At 67.0% G+C, this 16,224-nt stretch carries 15 protein-coding genes; 6 read left to right on the top strand and 9 right to left on the bottom strand.

The window, feature by feature from the left end:
- Window positions 1–56: 56 nt before the first annotated feature.
- Entirely contained in the window at window positions 57–722 is a 666-nt protein-coding gene (locus tag ACAV_RS14160; protein ID WP_013595255.1) for a hypothetical protein, read from the top strand.
- 33 nt (window positions 723–755) lie between these two features.
- Here the strand turns inward: ACAV_RS14160 and ACAV_RS14155 are convergent, their stop codons facing one another.
- The 3 genes from ACAV_RS14155 to ACAV_RS14145 all read right to left on the bottom strand — a co-directional run bounded on the left by ACAV_RS14155 (window position 756) and on the right by ACAV_RS14145 (window position 3,558).
- Window positions 756–1,814, bottom strand: a complete 1,059-nt coding sequence (locus ACAV_RS14155; RefSeq protein WP_085944740.1) for a tetratricopeptide repeat protein — start codon at window positions 1,812–1,814, stop codon at window positions 756–758.
- A 185-nt stretch (window positions 1,815–1,999) separates the two neighbouring features.
- Window positions 2,000–2,599 (bottom strand): pseudouridine synthase, encoded by a 600-nt coding sequence (locus ACAV_RS14150; protein ID WP_013595253.1) that lies wholly within the window; start codon window positions 2,597–2,599, stop codon window positions 2,000–2,002.
- 92 nt (window positions 2,600–2,691) lie between these two features.
- Window positions 2,692–3,558 carry a peptidoglycan DD-metalloendopeptidase family protein gene (locus tag ACAV_RS14145; RefSeq protein ID WP_013595252.1) on the bottom strand — a complete coding sequence of 289 codons (867 nt, stop codon included), beginning with the start codon at window positions 3,556–3,558 and terminating at the stop codon, window positions 2,692–2,694.
- A 207-nt stretch (window positions 3,559–3,765) separates the two neighbouring features.
- Between ACAV_RS14145 and ACAV_RS14140 the strand changes: the two genes are divergently transcribed.
- Window positions 3,766–5,049: a phospholipase D-like domain-containing protein gene (locus ACAV_RS14140; protein ID WP_013595251.1), complete on the top strand. Its 1,284-nt coding sequence runs from the start codon at window positions 3,766–3,768 to the stop codon at window positions 5,047–5,049.
- A gap of 1 nt (window position 5,050) precedes the next feature.
- On the opposite strand, the gene ACAV_RS14135 is transcribed toward ACAV_RS14140, so the two are convergent.
- Together ACAV_RS14135 and ACAV_RS14130 are read right to left on the bottom strand one after the other, a co-directional pair.
- On the bottom strand, window positions 5,051–5,524 hold the full coding sequence (locus ACAV_RS14135; RefSeq protein WP_013595250.1) for an SRPBCC family protein: 474 nt from the start codon (window positions 5,522–5,524) through the stop codon (window positions 5,051–5,053).
- Between the two features lie 46 nt (window positions 5,525–5,570).
- A complete protein-coding gene (locus ACAV_RS14130) occupies window positions 5,571–6,539 on the bottom strand; it encodes an alpha/beta hydrolase (protein ID WP_244875471.1) in 969 nt (322 codons plus the stop codon).
- A 619-nt stretch (window positions 6,540–7,158) separates the two neighbouring features.
- Between ACAV_RS14130 and ACAV_RS24140 the strand changes: the two genes are divergently transcribed.
- Window positions 7,159–7,638, top strand: coding sequence for a hypothetical protein (locus tag ACAV_RS24140; protein ID WP_244875470.1), 480 nt, complete (start codon window positions 7,159–7,161; stop codon window positions 7,636–7,638).
- Window positions 7,635–8,150: a hypothetical protein gene (locus ACAV_RS14120; RefSeq protein WP_244875469.1), complete on the top strand. Its 516-nt coding sequence runs from the start codon at window positions 7,635–7,637 to the stop codon at window positions 8,148–8,150. Before ACAV_RS24140 ends, ACAV_RS14120 begins: the two co-directional genes overlap by 4 nt.
- Before the next feature lie 74 nt (window positions 8,151–8,224).
- Here the strand turns inward: ACAV_RS14120 and ACAV_RS14115 are convergent, their stop codons facing one another.
- Window positions 8,225–8,551 carry a DUF2322 family protein gene (locus ACAV_RS14115; protein ID WP_013595247.1) on the bottom strand — a complete coding sequence of 109 codons (327 nt, stop codon included), beginning with the start codon at window positions 8,549–8,551 and terminating at the stop codon, window positions 8,225–8,227.
- A gap of 70 nt (window positions 8,552–8,621) precedes the next feature.
- Window positions 8,622–9,638 carry a tripartite tricarboxylate transporter substrate binding protein gene (locus tag ACAV_RS14110; RefSeq protein WP_013595246.1) on the bottom strand — a complete coding sequence of 339 codons (1,017 nt, stop codon included), beginning with the start codon at window positions 9,636–9,638 and terminating at the stop codon, window positions 8,622–8,624.
- Window positions 9,639–9,865: 227 nt separating this feature from the next.
- On the opposite strand from ACAV_RS14110, the gene ACAV_RS14105 reads away from it, so the two are divergent.
- Window positions 9,866–12,082: a rhodanese-like domain-containing protein gene (locus tag ACAV_RS14105; protein ID WP_013595245.1), complete on the top strand. Its 2,217-nt coding sequence runs from the start codon at window positions 9,866–9,868 to the stop codon at window positions 12,080–12,082.
- Window positions 12,083–12,142: 60 nt separating this feature from the next.
- Here the strand turns inward: ACAV_RS14105 and ACAV_RS14100 are convergent, their stop codons facing one another.
- On the bottom strand, window positions 12,143–13,027 hold the full coding sequence (locus ACAV_RS14100) for a LysR substrate-binding domain-containing protein (protein ID WP_013595244.1): 885 nt from the start codon (window positions 13,025–13,027) through the stop codon (window positions 12,143–12,145).
- Between the two features lie 135 nt (window positions 13,028–13,162).
- On the opposite strand from ACAV_RS14100, the gene ACAV_RS14095 reads away from it, so the two are divergent.
- Window positions 13,163–13,873 carry an SDR family oxidoreductase gene (locus ACAV_RS14095; protein WP_041829224.1) on the top strand — a complete coding sequence of 237 codons (711 nt, stop codon included), beginning with the start codon at window positions 13,163–13,165 and terminating at the stop codon, window positions 13,871–13,873.
- 243 nt (window positions 13,874–14,116) lie between these two features.
- On the opposite strand, the gene ACAV_RS14090 is transcribed toward ACAV_RS14095, so the two are convergent.
- A complete protein-coding gene (locus ACAV_RS14090) occupies window positions 14,117–16,183 on the bottom strand; it encodes a hypothetical protein (protein ID WP_013595242.1) in 2,067 nt (688 codons plus the stop codon).
- Window positions 16,184–16,224: the final 41 nt, after the last annotated feature.

Raw genomic sequence — 16,224 nt, 5'->3', positions numbered from 1 at the left:
ATACACTCCCCGCCGCGGCCGCGTTGCCGCACCGATCCCGCCACAGGCTCCGCACCATGCACCCTTTCCCGATCCCCGCCGTCCTCCCGGGCTCCCGTGGCCTCGCCGCCGCACTGCTGTTCCTCGCCGCCTGCATGGCGCCGCTGCCGGCACACGCGAAGGAAGAAGCCTGGGGCCGGCGCGTGGTCGCCTCCCAGGAAATGCCTCCGGATGCGCTGGCCCGGCTGGCACGGTTCCAGGAAAAGAAAGGCGTGGTCGCTGCTGCTGGCCTGCCGCCCGGCGGCATGCCGTTCGCCGACACGCAGTCCTACACCGGGCAGGAGATCGACCTGCCCGCCAGCGGCAACCCCTACACCGTGGTGCTGCGCATCTCGGGCGTCGCGCTGGCCGACGGCGAGGCCGGGTCGCGCTGGATGGCGGGCTGGTCCATCGACAATGGCGCGCGCCTGAACGTCGTTCCGGAGATCGTGACCAAGGGCCTGCGCGCCGGCCAGCCCGTGGAAATGGCCGGCGCCGCGCCGCCCGTGAGCTTCAAGACCGACCGCAAGCTCGCGCCCGTGGCGGAATTCGCCGCGGCCCGCAACCTGCGCATCGACCGGGTGCGCATCGAGGTCTGGTCCGGCATGCGCCCCTCGTCGCTGCTGGAAACCTTCATGGCCTGGATCCCGCTGTTCTTCGGCCTCACCTTCCTGGCACTGTTCCTCTGGTGGCGCAGGCGGTGACGCACACCCACTGACCTGCCGGCCCGCTCGGAGTCAGAGATCCAGCGGCTGGCCCGGCTTCCAGGCGTCGGCGCGCCGCTGCGCTTCCGCCGCGTCCTGCGTGCCCAGGGTGCCTGCCAGCCGCATCTGGGCGGCCCGCGCGCCCAGGGCGCTGTGGCCCGCCGGCAGCAGCACGTCGTCCCGGCCCGATGCCGCATGGGCGCGGGCCGCGAGCTCCATCAGCATGCAGGCGGTGATCGGCCGCTGCACCACGGTGTCGCCGCCGCGCGCATACAGCGTGCCCGGGCTGTAGAGCCCGGCGGCATCGCCCTGGCGCGCCGCGCGCAGGTACCAGTTCTCCGCGGCCGACAGCTGGCGCGGCTCACCGTCTCCGCCGCGCTCGTACATCGCTCCCAGCCGCACCGCCGCGAGTGCGGAGCCGCCGTCCGCCGCCTGCGCCAGCCAGCGCACCGCCTCCGCGCGGTCTTTCGGAATGCCGTGCGCCTCGGACAGCATGGTGCCCAGCAGCACCATCGCCCGGGTGTTGCCGCCCTGCGCCATGGCCCGTACCGCGGGCAGTTCCGCCGCGCCCTGGCCGCGCAGCCAGGCACCGTGGATCGCGTCGATGCTTGCGTCCGTGTCCTGCGCCTGCCCCGCCTGCGCGATGCGCGCGGCCCGGGCATCCGCTTCCAGCCGCGCCGCCCGTTCGGCGGCCCGCGTCCGATCGTGGGCAGATTTCCAGGCGAGCAGGCCGGCGAGCACGGCTACGCCGCCGGCCAGCACCAGCCAGGTCCAGGGCCAGTCGCGCGCGCCACGGGATGGGCGCGACGGCATCCCCGCCGCACGGGGCACGCCGGTGCCGGCCGAAGGGGCGGGTGCCGCGGCGGCCGGCGACGGAGCGCGTGAACTTGCGGATGGCGGTGCGGATGGCGGTGCAGGTGTGGCGGCCACTGTGCCAGGGCCTGCAATACCCGGCGCGCCGCCGGGCGCGGGGGCCGCTGCGGGGGGCATGGCCTGCTGCGCGCCATCGATCGGTACCAGCGACCATTCCTCCACCGCCGGCAGCGTGCCGGTGCGCTGGTGATCGGTAGGGGAGGATGGGCCTGTTGCCATGTGCGTCCTTTGCGGGTGGCGTTGCTGCGGCGGCGCTGCCTGCAGGAGCCGCGCGGTGGAATGGCCGCGATTGTCTCTCCTGCTGGGCAGCCTGCGTGGCCACGGCGCGGCCCGCCCGGGCACGGTGCCGTCCGGCGTCACATCCGGCGTCACATCCGGCGTTGCATCCGGCGTTGCATCCGGCGTTACGTCCGGTGGGTACCGGGCCTCCGGGCCGCCAGGGCCGCGGGAATCTCCACCTCGGCCCAGGTACCGGGCGCCAGCCCGTCGAGCGGGAAGGGGCCGATGGCCGCGCGCACCAGCCGCAGCGTAGGGTGCCCCACCGCCGCCGTCATGCGCCGCACCTGCCGGTTGCGGCCCTCGCGGATCACCAGCTCGATCCAGGTGTCCGGAATGTGCTGCCGCACGCGTATCGGTGGCTCCCGCTCGCCCACGGGCGGCGGCGCATCCAGGCGCCGGGCGCGCGCCGGCAGCGTCGGGCCGTCGTTCAACTGCACCCCGCGCTCTAGCGCCTGCAGGGCTGCGGCGTCCGGCACGCCCTCCACCTGCACCCAGTAGGTCTTCTCCATCTTGAAGCGCGGATTGGCGATGCGCGCCTGCAGCCCGCCGTCGTCGGTCAGCAGCAGCAGTCCTTCGCTGTCGGCATCCAGCCGGCCGGCCACATACACGCCCGGCAGGTCGATGAAATCCTTCAGTCCGCGCCAGCGGCCCTCGGGCGTGAACTGGCTCAGCACGCCGTAGGGTTTGTGGAAGCGCAGCAGGCGCGGCGGCCCGACCCGTTCCATTGGCTCTCGCCGCACCCCGGGCCGCGGGTTGCCGGGCCCGCGGCGGCCGTCGCCAGGCCGCATTGGCAGCGTGGCGCCATGTCCTCGGCGCGTCATGCCGGCAGGAACAACGCCGGATCCACCATGGTCCGGTTCAGCATCACGCCCCAGTGCAGGTGCGGCCCGGTCACGCGTCCGGTGGCGCCCACCTTGCAGAACGCCTGGCCGGTCGTGAGCATGTCGCCCACCTGCACGTCGATCGCGCTCAGGTGGCAGTACATCGTCAGCAGTCCGCCGCCATGGTCGAGCCAGACCGTGCCGCCGTTGAAGAAATAGTCCCCCGTGTCGATTACCTTGCCCGGCAGCGGCGCCACCATGGGCGTGCCGGTGGCCGCCGCGATGTCCATGCCGCTGTGCGGATTGCGCGCCTGCCCGTTGAACACGCGCCGCAGCCCGAACGAACTGGACCGCCGCCCGGGCACCGGCTGGTGCATCGCCAGGTCCGCGGCGCGCGGCAGCGGCGAGGAGAAGGTGGCCATCACCTGCTGTTGATGCGCCCGTTCGCGCTCGTAGCGCGCGTTGTCCTCGGCGGACAGGTCCACAGTGCGCGGTGCCACCGTCAGCCGCTGCTCCTTGTACCGCTTGGGCTCCACGCGGTAGGCGATGTCGCGCGGGGCCTCGCCATCGGCCTGCACCCGCACCGATGCCGTGCCCGTGGGCGCCGACAGCGGTATGCCCACGATCGCCGTCCATTCGATGGCGTCGCCCAGCACCAGCAACGGCACCTCGCCCGCGTGGGCCTGGGGCCGCTGCGCCGCCGGGCCCAGCGACAGGCGCGCCACGCCGCCCGGCACCTGCAGCGCCCGGGGCCACACGCCTTCCGGTGCATGGCCCGCGGCCGGTTTCGCCTGCACCGCACCCGTCCGCACGGCGGCTGCCAGCGCGGCGCCGGCAACCAACGCCGCGCGGCGCGAGGGCATCCATGGACCGGCGATAGTGCCGGAAGGCCCGGCGGTGTCCGGGGAGGGCAGGGGAGGGAAGGCGAAGCGGGAGGATGGCGAAGGCATGGTCTGCAGGAAGTCAGTCGATGGCGCGCGCGGCGCCCGTCCGGGTAGGCCCGCCAGTGTAGGCGGCTGGAGGCGCCGGCCTACAGGGGCGGCCCGCCGCGGCTTCCACAATCCCCTGCCATGCAGACACCCGGCCGCACGCTGCGCACAGCGCTGATCACCTTCATCGCGACCGCTGCCGCGGCGCTGCTGGCACTCAATTTCACCGCGGGCGAACCGCAGGTCCGCCAGCAGCTTCCGCGCCTCTACGGCACGTCCAGCCCCCAGTTCGAGCGGGCCATGGGCAACCTGCTGGGGCCCTCCATCGTGGACGGCAACGACGTGATGGACCTGCAGAACGGCGACCGCATCTTCCCGCCCATGCTCGCCGCCATCCGCGCCGCACGCCGCTCCATCACCTTCGAGACCTACATCTACTGGTCCGGCGACATCGGCAAGCAGTTCGCCGATGCTTTGAGCGAGCGTGCCCGCGCGGGCGTCAAGGTGCACGTGCTGCTCGACTGGGTGGGCAGCTCCAAGATGGAGGACAGCTACCTCGACGAGATGCGCGCCGCCGGCGTGGAGATCGAGAAATTCCACAAGCCCCACTGGTACAACCTCGCGCGGCTCAACAACCGCACGCACCGCAAGCTGCTCGTCGTCGATGGCGTGGCGGGCTTCACGGGCGGCGTGGGCATTGCGCCCCAGTGGACCGGCAACGCGCAGGACCCGGACCACTGGCGCGACTCGCACTACCTCGTGCGCGGCCCCGCGGTGGCGCACCTGCAGGCCACCTTCCTCGACAACTGGCTCAAGGTCACCGGCAGGGTGCTGCATGGCGATGCGTATTTCCCCAGGCTCGAGCCCGCGGGCACGCAGCGCGCGCAGATGTTCTCCAGCTCGCCGTCGAGCGGCAGCGAGAGCATGCAGCTCATGTACCACATGGCCGTCACCGCGGCCGAGCGCAGCATCGACCTCTCCGCGGCGTATTTCGTGCCGGACGAACTCACCCGCACCCTGCTGCTGGACGCTCTGCGCCGCGGCGTGCGCGTGCGCATCGTCACCCCGGGCGAGCACACCGATACCGAAACCGTCAAGGCCGCATCGCGCGGCACCTGGGGCCCGCTGCTGGAGGCGGGCGCGGAGATCTACACCTACGGCCCCACCATGTACCACTGCAAGGTCATGATCGTGGACCAGCGCATCGTCTCGGTCGGCTCCACCAACTTCGACAACCGCTCCTTCCGGCTCAACGACGAGGCCAACCTCAACGTCTATGACGAGGCCTTCGCCCGTCGCCAGACCGAGGTCTTCGAGCAGGACATCCGCCAGTCCCGCCGGGTCACGCACCAGGAATGGCTGAACCGGCCTCTGCGGGAGCGGATCGCCGAGCGCATCACCGGCCTGCTCGGGTCGCAACTCTGAATCAGCCAGGAATCTCCGGCTCCACCAGCAGCGCCAGCAACTGCAGCGACTCCTGCCACCCGAGATAGCAGGCCTCGACGGGAATCATGGCGGGAATGCCTTCCTGCACCACACGCAACTCCGTGCCCACGGACACGGCACGGAACTCGACCGTGGTGCGCATCTCCCCGGGCAGGCCTGTCGCATCGAAACGGTCGGTATGCACGATGCGCTTGCCCGGCACCAGCTCCAGGTATTCGCCGCCGAACGCATGCACCTGCCCGTTGCCCCAGTGGGTGAACTGCATGCGGTAGCGTCCGCCCACGCGGGCATCCATCTCCAGCACCCGGCCGGTGAAGCCATGCGGCGGCAGCCACTTCACCATCGCGTCCGGCTCCAGGAAGGCCCGGTAGATCCGCTCGGCCGGCGCGCGCAGCACGCGGTGCAGGGTCACGGTGCCGGTACCGGCGGGGCCGTCGGGGGTGGAAGCAGGCATGGGTCTCTCCTTGCGCAGGGCGCGCAGAACGGGGAAAGCCGCCAACTTAGCCGCCCGCCGATGCTCCTTCAAGCGGGGCTTCCCGCAGCTTCGGTGCCGGCGCCGCGGGCGGGGCCGAGGCGATGAACCCGGCCACATCGTCCAGCACCGGCGCCACCCAGCGCAGCGGCCAGGCGAACGCGCCCACCAGCGTCGTGTGGCTGGCACGCGGATACAGCTGCAGCACCACCGGCACGCCCGCCGCCTTCAGCGCCTGCGCCAATTGCAGCGTGCTGCGCTGCGGGCTCACCAGCCGGTCCTTTTCCGGCGCACCCAGGAAGGCCCGCGGCACCTGCGCGGGCACGGCCGGGTGCGCGAACTCGATCGGCTGCGCACGCGCGGGGTAGTTCGGGTGGAAGAACACCGGCTGCGCTTGCGGGTTGTCCGTGGGAAAGAAGTCGTACGGTCCCGCCAGGCCGATCCAGCCGGCCAGCTCCCACGGTGCATGCCCCGTGGCTGCCAGCCAGCGCGGGTCCAGCGCGACCATCGCCGCGTTGTAACCGCCCGCGCTGTGCCCCATCGCGAACACCCGGCGCGGATCGCCGCCGAGCTGTGCCGCATGCTCCAGCCCATAGGCCACCGCCAGCGCGCTGTCGGCCACGAAATCCGGATACCGCACCTCCGGGTACAGCCGGTAGTCCGCCACCAGCGCCAGCACCCCGCGCGACGCCAGCGCCTGGCCCAGGAACAGGTAATCGCCCCGTTCCCCGCTGTTCCAGGTGCCGCCGTAAAAGAACACCACGACCGGCCAGCCGCCGGCCGGGGCGGCCACCGAGGGGCGGTACACATCCAGCCGCTGCCGGGGCAGGGGGCCGTAGGCCACGCCGGTCTCCACCGCGGCGGCGCTGCGCGCCGTGAGTGCATTCAGGGTGCCTACGCCCGAGCAGGCGCTCAGTCCGGCGGCCAGGGCCAGGAGGCCGGCAACGCGGGCGGCGCGTTTCCAGAAGTACATCGGGGGCTGAAATACAGGATGCATGTGAGTTCCCGTGCAAGGGTTTACAGCTTTGTACGTTTTCTGCCTAATTTTGGATTTTGAATGAAAAATTTTGCTTCATTCTCTTGACGAAAAATATTATGAGTGGCCGGGTTTTTCCAGCTTTTGATTGGAATTGATTCATAAATAAATTTTATAAAATAATTGATGAAAGTTTTTTATAAACATACTTTGATGCTTGATGGGTTGGGTAAAGGCTGGGAAATAATGTTATGGGGATCTGCACCTCTCTCGCACACTTACTGCAAATGCAATTCATCAGCGAAATAAATGAACCCATAGTCGTGGCGGTCGCTAAAGATAGATATCTCTCCCCCATTCATCCATTTGCCGACGGTGTGCATCTGCCTTCCGTTCCTGCTCCTCGATATGGACAGGATATTACCTATGGCTGTAGAGCGTCGGCGCCGCAGCGGCAGAGTGTCGGGGACACGGTGGATGTGCTGAAACCCAAGATGGAAAAGCTGTTGGGAATTTTTGCAAAGGCAGATACGACCGGAGTGGCACGAACGCTATTCTCTGAGTTTTTGAGAGAACATCGGAAGGGCGTTGAGTATTTTGAAGATCCACGTTTGACCGGGTTGGTCTCCAGTCATGCAATATGGAGTATTTCTGCAGTGCGGCGCTGTCCGCTCCCAATTCTCCCTACAAAACCACTGGCAGGATTCGTATTCACCAAGCACTCAAGAATGCTGACTGGAACATCAGGAACCTGCACGTGCCGATGGACTTGGGAGTGCCTGCGTTTAATGCCGGCAGCCAATTTTTCGCTACCCAGGACTATGGCAACGGCCTCGGCCTGATGATCAACGGCGTCCAGCATGTCTATGTGATAGCCACCGCCTACGGGTATGATCGTGAGAGAAGTCAGTACCAAATAACATTGAAGTTTGTCTTGTACGACGTGTTTGGCCTGGATGATGATGACTTGAGAGAATATGGCGCTCAATCCGATGGTGGTTTTTCTTTCGCCCAAAGAGTCGGCATCACGGCTTGGTGGCAACTACAGCACCAGTTCGCCTACCCTCCGTTGGTCACTCGGGTGGTATTGACCAGAAGCTACGAAGTGCCTGCAGTATGAAAGAAATGATGCAACGACATTCTTGCGACCGTTGGGGCGCACTTGGCTTGGCTTCCGTCATGCTCGGCTTGGCGATTGTGCCGTTTTTCTATCTCTGTATCGGTGCGTGGCAGGAGTTGTCGATCGTCGCAAGTGCGACGGTTTTCCTGGCCGCCCTGGTTTGCCTCGGTTTCCTTTACCTGCGACTGCTGGCCCATCGAAATCCCGTTTGGGCCGGCGCGACCCGTCTGTGGTGGGTCGAGGCTGCCGCCTGGGTCATATTGGTTTATTTGGGGAGCATGCTGACAGGAATGCGCCTGCAGACCGGATTCGCGCGGTTCGGGAGCTTCGCTCTGGTCTGGTTGGTGGCCAGCGCAGCGATGGTTCCTGTGATGGCTTGTTTTTTCCGTGGGTCGGTTTTGGTGCAGCGCGCCTACGCTTGGCGTTTTTCCGCGCTCGCAACCGCAGCCTGGCTGCTGCTGGCCTCCAACATCGCCACGGCATTCATTTTCATGCCACAGAGGTTCGTCTGACAAAGCCATCGACCGAGCGCACTGCCTCGCCTCGGCAACACGGTGATGGCAGGGCAGTTGCTCAAGCCGCATCGTCAGGGTGAAATCGCGGGCACCAGCCGCACCCCATAGGCCACGTTGCCCTTCGCCCACTCCACCAGCCGGTCGATGTTGGGATGCTTGCCGGGGTGCGCCTGTGCATCCGCAGTGTGCTCCGCATACCACTCCAGTCCCAGCGTGGCTGCGGCAGGCGTGATGCGGCCGCCGTACAACTGGCCCAGCGCGTGGTACACGGCCAGCGAGCCGGCCTGGCCAGGCTTGTTCTCCAGCGTGGCGACGGTCTCGCCGTCGGGCCCCAGCAAGTGCAGGGCGGAAAGGTGGGCGACGGAGGGGAGTTGCTTCAGGCGCTCGGAGAAATTCATGCTGGGCAAAAAGGATGAAGAAAACGACTGTTGGATCGTACCTCCGCCCGGCAAGAGGAGTGCCCCGACCTCAACGCAACGCCAGCCCCGCCGTCCTGATGGCCTGCGCATAACGCGGCTGTTCCGCCCGCAGGCTCTGCGCGAGGTCGCCGGGCGATCCGCCGGCCACCTGGAAGCCCTGGGATTCCAGTTGCGCACGCACGTCGGGCGCTTGCAGCACGGTAGCGATGTCGCGGTTGATTTTCTCCACGATGGCGGGCGGCGTGCCGGCCGGCGCGAAGTAGCCCTGCCAGCTTTCCACCGAGAACCCGGGCGGCCCGCCGGCTTCGGCCACGGTGGGCACCGTGGGCAGGGCGGGGGACCGGTAGCTGGTAGTCACGGCCAGGGCCCGCAGCTTGCCGGCGCGCACATGGTCGGTCACGGCGGCCAGGGTGATCAGGGTCGCATCCGTGTGGCCGGCCAGCACGTCCACCGTGGCCGGGCCGCCGCCGGGGTAGGGGATGTAGTTCACCCGCGCGCCCGTCTCCTGCGACAGGATCTCGTGCGCCACGTGGGCGATGCCGCCATTGCCCGGCAGCCCCAGGCTGATGCTTTCGGGCCGGGCCCGGGCCCGCGCCACGTAGTCGGCCAGGCTGGTGATGCCGGTCGCCGGATGCACCACGAGGATCTGCGGATTCACCACCGCCTTGATGATGGGCGTGAAGCTCTTGTCCGTGTCGTAGGGCAGCCCCCGGAACAGGATGCCGTTGAGCGTGAGCCCCTCGCCCTGCTGCAGCAGCGTGTAGCCGTCCGGCGCCGCCTTGGCCACCCGGGCCGCGCCGATGGTGCCGCTGGCACCGGCCACGTTTTCCACGATCACGCTCTGGCCCCAGAGTGCGCCGAGCCGGTCGGCCAGCGTGCGGGTGAGCTTGTCCGCGCTGCCGCCGGGCGCCACCGGAACGATGATGCGCACGGGCCTGGAGGGGAATCCGGCCGCCGCGTCCGATGCGGCGTGCGAACGGGAGGCATGCAGGGTGGTGGCGGCGAAGGCGGCCAGCGCGAGCGCTGCCGTGGCAGCGGTGAACACGGTCTTTCGGGAGGGGAGCATGGTGCGGACCTGGGACAGATGGCAAGGGAAAAAGACATGGTCCGGACGGACCGGGAGCCTGCGTTCAGCCTAGGCCTGCATCCCCCGCGGGGGAACGAAGATTCGCGACTATGGATATGACGCCAGCGTGCCTGCCATGCAGGCCGCATATCGATAGCCGGTTTCCTTCGTTGGCGAACGGTGCGCCGGGTGCCTAACGTACGGGTCGCTCTTGCCAAAGGCCTCCCATGACCCAGACCTCCCTCTCCCTCGACTTCTCCGGCAGCGACATCGCCAGCCGCCGCGCCGCCGCCGTGGCGGCCTTCATCGCCACCGCGCGCCGCCTGGTGCCCGACCCCGAAGCCGCCACGCCCGACCAGCTGCGCGCCGTGGCCTCGGCGCTCGAGCAGCTCGGCCTGCAGCGCGAACTGTTCCCCGCCGCGCATTTCCCGGTGTCGGAAGACAACCCCGCCCAGGTGTACCGCCTCAGCGAGGAGCCGGGCGGGCGCCATGCGCTCTACGTGTCGGCCGGCCTGTCCGGCAAGGCCCAGCCGCCGCACGACCACACCACCTGGGCCATCATCGCCGGCATCTCCGGCAATGAGCGCAACGTGTTCTACGAGCGCAGCACCACGGCCGACCCGGCGCGCGACGCGCTCGCGGCCGGAAAAACCGTGGACGTGGTCCCGGGCGTCTCGGTGCAGCTCTCGCCCACCGACGTGCACACCATCGAACTCGTGGGCGACGAGCCCGGCCTGCACCTGCATTTCTACGGCCGCGCGCTGGACCGCATGCCCGGCCGCGTGGTGTTCGAGACCCGCGAGGGCGGCACCTACCGCACCTTCGGCCCCCCGAAGTCCATCCGCCACGCGCTCGTCACGCCGCAGGCGCTCAAGGCCGCGCTGCACGACGGTGAAGAGATCGCCGTGCTCGACGTGCGCGAGACCGGCGTGTTCACGCACCGCCACATCCTGTTCGCGGCCTCCGCGCCGGCGTGGCGGCTGGAGCTGCTGATCGACCGGCTGGTGCCACGCCGCGGCACGCGCACCGTGCTGGTGGACGGCGACGAGACGCTGGCCCACGAGGCCGCCGCCAAGCTGGTGCACCTGGGCTGGCGCAACGTCTCCGTGCTGGCGGGCGGCACCGATGGCTGGGCCGCCGCGGGCTACGAAATCTTCAGCGGCACCAACGTGCCCAGCAAGGCCTTCGGCGAAGTCATCGAGCATGAGAAGCACACGCCCTGGATCGACTCCGGCGAGCTGCACGAGCGCATCGCGCGCGGCGACGACATCGTGGTGGTGGACAGCCGCACGCCCGAGGAGTTCGCGGCCTTCAGCCTGCCCTTCGCGCACAGCGTGCCGGGCGCGGAGCTGGTCTATCGCATCGGCGAGCTGGCGCCCGACCCCGGGACCTTCGTGGTGGTGAACTGCGCGGGCCGCACGCGCAGCATCGTCGGCGCGCAGACGCTGATCGATGCCGGCATTCCCAACCGCGTGGCCTCGCTGCGCAACGGCACCATGGACTGGCTGCTCACCGGCCGCACGCTCGCGCACGGCCGCACCACGCCGCTGCCCGAGCCCTCGCCGGACACCCTTGCGGTCGCCCGCGAGCGCGCGGCCGCCGTGGCGCAGCGTGCCGGGGTCCAGCGCATCGATGCCGCCGGCCTGGCGCGCCTGGAGGCCCAGGCCCATGAGCGCACGCTCTACCGCTTCGACGTGCGCACGCGCGAGGAATACGAGGCCGGCCACCTCGAAGGCTGGCGCTGGGCCCCCGGCGGCCAATTGGTGCAGGCCACCGACGAGTACGCCGGTACGCGCGGCGCACGCATCGTGCTGGCCGACTGGGACGGCGTGCGTGCCCTCACCACCGGCGCCTGGCTCGCGCAACTGGGCGGCCACGAGGTGTTCGTGTTCGCGCCGCCGCCCCTGGCCACCCTGGAGACCGGCTCCGAGCCGGTGCGCGTGCTCGCCTCCCACGCCGCTGCGCCGCTGGTGTCGCCGCAGCAGGCCCAGGCGCTGCTGGAACAGGGCCGTGCCGCCGTCTTCGACGTGGACCGGCGCGCCGCCTTCGAGCGCCAGCACATCGCCGGCGCGCGATTCGCCGTGCCCGACCGCCTCGCCGCCTTCGTAGCCGATCTGCCTGATGGCCAGGTGGTGCTGCTCACCTCGCCCGACGGCCTGCTGCCCCGCACCGTGGCACCCGAACTGGCAGCCCGCACCGGCCGCGACGTGCGCGCCATCGCCGGCGGCACCGCCGCCTGGGCCGCTGCCGGCCTGCCGGTGGAAGCGGGCGATGCCGGCGTGCTCACCGGCGACGACGACCACTGGTACAGCCCGTACGCGCATCGGGACCTGTCATTGCGGGACGCGGGCTTCCGTGAATACCTGGACTGGGAGCTGGGCCTGGTCGCCCAGCTGGAGCGGGAAGGGCAGACGGGCATCCGGCTCCTGGGAGCGGCTGCGTAGCCCGCGCCTGCCGGGCCGTGCGATCGATCGCCGCGCTGGGGCCGCGGGACCATCGCGCGATCACTGCGACTGCGCGGCCTGCTGCAGGAACCACCGCCTTGCCTGCGCCACCGCCTCCGGGTGGCGCTGCTTGCGCGGGCACACGAGGTAGTACCCCGCATCGGTGCGGAGCGTGTCCGGGAACGGCCGCACCAGACGCCCCGCGGCCAGGTCCTGCGCCACGAACTGCTCCTGTACCAGGGCCAGGCCCTGACCCATCAGCGCCGCGTCGATCGCCAGCGTCGTCTGGTTGAACCGGATCGCCTGCGCCGGGTTCGCGGGCAGCAAGCGGCCGTGCGCGCACCGCTCGAAATACTCCTCCCAGGACGACTGCCCGTCGTGCAGCAGCGTGGTGCGGCCTGCTCCCGCCCACTGTGCCTGCGCCTGCGGACTTCCCACGGCCACGAGGCACTCCTCGAACAGCAGGTCGGCCTGCAGTCCGGGGCCGAAGGGCGGCCGGCCATACCGCACGGCCAGGTCGATCGCCTCCGTCTGGAAGTGCGAGATCCGCTCGGTCGCCAGCACGCGCAGTTCCGTCGTCGGATGGGCGTGTGTGTATGCCCCCAGCCGAGGCATGAGCCACTTGGTGGCGAAGGTCGGCGTCACGCTCACCGTCAGGTGCCCCGGCTCGGGCCGCAGGCCCCGGGTGGCCTCCGCGAGCAGGTCGAACGCGCGGCGCACGCCGACCACGTAGCGCTGCCCGTTGGCCGTCAGCACCAGCGTGCGGGGATGCCGCTCGAACAGCTTCATGCCCAGCTCGGCTTCCAGCGCACGGATCTGCTGCGCCACCGCGCCCTGCGTCACCCCCAGTTCCTGCCCGGCCAGCCGGAAGTTGAGATGGCGGCTCGCCACCTCGAAGGCGCGCAGGGCATTGAGCGAGGGAAGGCGGTCCAGCGGTGGTGTCATGGGTGTAGATTTTCTACTGGATCGGAGCAGCGTGCCTGCCGCAATCTCCTGACCTGAAAGCACCGCGCGATTCCACAATCAATGTACTCCCGATGGGTGAATGCAAGGACGGTCATGATGAAGACGGAGATGGTGATGGCAGTAGAAAAAAAGGTGGCATTGGTCACCGCGGGCGGATCCGGCATCGGGGCGGCAGCGGCACGCCGGCTGGCGGCGGACGGCTTCCACATCGGCATCCTCTCGTCGTCCGGCAAGGGCGAAGCGCTGGCGGAGGAACTGGGCGGCGTGGGCGTGACGGGATCGAACCAGTCGCTGGAAGACCTCGGCACCCTGGTGGAGCGGGCGGAACAACGGTGGGGCCGCATCGACGTACTGGTCAACAGCGCGGGCCACGGCCCCCGGGCCCCGCTGCTGGAACTCTCCGACGAGCACTGGCTGCAGGGCATGGACACCTACCTGCTGAACGTGGTGCGGCCCACGCGGCTCGTGGTGCCGCGCATGCAGCGGCAGGGCGAGGGCGGCGCGATCATCAACATCTCCTCGGCCTGGGCGCTGGAGCCCAGCGCACTGTTCCCGGCCTCGTCCGTCATGCGCGCGGGCCTCGCCGCGTTCACCCGCATCTTCGTGGACAGCTTTTCACGCGACAACATCCGCATGAACAATGTCCTGCCGGGCTGGATCGACAGCCTGCCCGAATGGGAAGAGCGCCGCGCGGCGGTTCCACTCGGGCGGTACGGCCGGGTGGAGGAGGTCGCGGCGACCGTGGCGTTCCTGGCGTCGGCGGGGGCGGGTTACATCACGGGGCAGAGTTTGCGGGTGGATGGAGGGGTAACGCGGGCGGGGTGAGGTTTGATTGAGGGCGGTTGGTCGGCAGCCAGTTCGTTGAGGCGGCGGTAGTCCGCTTGAGGCTGATCTGAGTCATTCACGATCCGTGTCTGAACTGCCGTAGCAGATAACAGCAGTCGTTGAGTGACACGAATCCTGAACAGCCGCCTCCGTGGAAACAGTCACTTGGCTGCATGGCCGCTCCGACGAAAAAGCAACTACTTGAGATCGTAGCTCCCGAGAGTCGTTCACGCAGATTGCGCTTCAGGCACTAACTAAGCCACCACCAGGTCGATAGCCGGCCTGTTGAGAAGCTTCCCGAAGACTGTCATCGGTCTTGTCGATCTGCCCTATCTCTATCAACAGCAGAGCCTCCTCCATTCCCACCGGTATCTGGATTGTATTGGCGCGCAGGTGATAAGCGACGTGAGCCAGCTGGATGGGGGATCTCAGGTGTCGCAGGAAGTCTTCCGGCGTTGGCTCGGGACCGTCCCAGAGATGCGCGATCACAGATTTTGGGTCAATGTCGCTCAACCCTGTCTGAGTGAGCTTGCGCGGGCCGATTTCCGACTGTTTGAAGAATCTCGCAATGCCACCCTCATCTGCGAAATGCAGATCGTTTTCCTCAGTGAATTTCGCAAACGGTAGCGAATTGACCACACAATGCACGACTCGCTTGCCCACGGCCTCTGGCATGTTGGCACTGAGGATGTCGGGATGTCGCTTGAGTCCTTCTGCCAACCGCTTGACCTGCTTTTCAACGCTGCGAATGCCGAGAGAGAAGAAATAGGTCCGGGCAGGATCGCCGGTGGGAAGATTGCGACTTTTGCACTCGAACAGAAATAGGTAGTCCCCCCAGACGAACGCGACATCGTAGTCGTATTCCTCGCCATCGCGTTTGCAGGTGATCGTCTTGGCCTTGATGCCGTGTCGATTCAAGAGATCAATCATGCTCGCTTCGAAGCGCTTGCCCCGCCCGTCAAGGTTGACTTCCAGCATCCCAAGCGTTGACAGAATCACTTTAGGGATCGAAGAAGTTGCAGCAGCGATTGCAAGCAGCAGATAGCCTCCATCCTGCAGCTTGATCAGCGGTTGATCAAACAGATCGCGGCTGGCCTTGCGGTAAGTTGCATGTTTGATAAAGCTCTGGGCTTTGTCTCCTTGGAGGCCTAGGCGCTGCAACATCTCCACAAGCTCAGTGTCGCTAAATCGCACAGTCAAACGATCTGCGTCGCCAGTCTTCAGGACGTCATTAGAGATACTTTGGAGTACAGAGTAGCCCCGTATCCACTCGGCGAAAGTCAACCCCGCATATTCCGACTGATCGCGAATGAGATCGGCTGATAGCAGTTGGCTTAGGCATGTCTCGGCGTGAATCTCAAAAAGTGAAATTGCCTTTTTGGGGTAAAGTGCAACGTGACCCTCAGTGCCGTAGACCAATTTCTTATAGAGCGGCTGAGCAAGAATGGGCGTTAAAGCTTGGCTGAAGCGCTCCATCAACCGCACGTTGGCAGCTAGGCAGTAAAACTCTACATTGTCATCTGCCGGGCGAGACTTCCACAACCCCTTGATTCCGACAGTAGCCCAGGCAGGATCAAGATCCGTAATACGCTCCAAAGGAGCGTCCAAATAACGATGTCGCCGTTCCGAAAACTGCCAGTGCCCCCAAGCTACTGCAAGCAGCTGCACGGAACCAACGGTGATCTTGTCCTGATCGCTCGGTACAGGAAGCGCGGGCAAAACCAGAAAGCCCTGTTCGTCATACCACCGATTGAGATGTGCCTCCATGCCAAAGGTGCTGGCTAGAGTCGTAAGAAGGGCTTCATGAACACCTCCAGGGTTGAACTCGTTTCCATCAGCCCCTTGCATGGTGACTTTCCCAAGGTCTAGTATCCCCTGATCCTCGATGTTCTTGTTCATCTGCTGGATCAGCTGGCTGTACTCGATATTGGAGCGCGCGAGCAATGCTGAGACCCGGAGTTCCGGAGAGAGATTGGCAGCAACGCTCCTAGAGAGTAGTTCGATGATCGAACAATAGATACCGTCGATCTCGTTCAAACGGACTGCGTGCGCTAGCACCAGCTTGGCTTGATTCGGATAGCCTTTGCTATCGAGATAGCCTGCGAGCTTATCGAGGAAATTATCGCGGTTCTTCTGCTTCTTCTGATCGAGCCGCTTCAAGACGAGTGCTTCACTGCGCCGCACCAGGCCGACCAGTTTGTCGACGTCCTGCGGAGCTAAAATGAAGCTTTCCAAGTGATCTTTCAGGGCCTGCCAAGACAGCTTTTCAAGAGCGCCGCTGACAGACGTTTCGCTGAGTTCTATCGTCATAGGAATCGTTAAAATTTTTTCTACATTCTATTGTGCGGGCA

It is taken from the genome of Paracidovorax avenae ATCC 19860 (assembly GCF_000176855.2).
Lineage (GTDB): Bacteria > Pseudomonadota > Gammaproteobacteria > Burkholderiales > Burkholderiaceae_C > Paracidovorax > Paracidovorax avenae.
The sequence above is the reverse complement of the archived record's forward strand: the minus strand, read 5'-3'. Positions and strand labels throughout refer to the sequence as shown.